The 564-nt window shown below is 56.0% G+C and carries 1 protein-coding gene; it reads right to left on the bottom strand.

The features are described 5' to 3' along the window. Nucleotides 1–11 precede the first annotated feature (11 nt). The coding region (locus QQF33_RS03480) for an MFS transporter (RefSeq protein ID WP_350319006.1) at nucleotides 12–564 on the bottom strand (553 nt) is incomplete at its 5' end.

Below are 564 nucleotides of genomic sequence, written 5' to 3'. Positions count from 1 at the left end.
TCGTTTTTTCTTTAGCTCATCTGCGTTTTGCCCAATGCCAGAAAATCGAGAAGTCCCCCGATCAGGATCCCGGCGATGGCGAGCAGGGCACCCACGTCCAGCAGGAGCGTTTCGAGCGGGAGCGTCAGAGAGGTGGTTGCATTAAGGATGAGTACGACAAGCCACAATCCCAGCGCAAGGCATCCCACCGTTAACAACCGTAAGGCAAAACGGTAGGCGCGGTGATACTCGGTACGCGGCATAAAGTGTTCAGTACGCTGGGTATATTCCAGCGTCTGACGACACACCAGCAGCAATAAAATCCCCGGCACGGCGGCAACCACCGAGAAGAGATAAAATGTCGGCCAGCCGTGGGCTTCAACGAACCAGCCTGCAATGGGGCCGACGTATACGCGGCCCACGGCGGAGAGTGCTGAAAGTAGGGCAAACTGCGTGGCGGAAAATGATTTGTTGCACAGGGTCATCAGCAGGGCGACAAAGGCTGCCGTTCCCATTCCGCCGCAGAGGTTTTCAAAGAACACGGCTGCCGCCATGCTGATCATATGCTTATCGGTAATCGACAGC

This window comes from Lelliottia wanjuensis, assembly GCF_030238365.1.
GTDB lineage: Bacteria > Pseudomonadota > Gammaproteobacteria > Enterobacterales > Enterobacteriaceae > Enterobacter > Enterobacter wanjuensis.
This window is presented reverse-complemented; position numbering and strand designations above follow the sequence as displayed.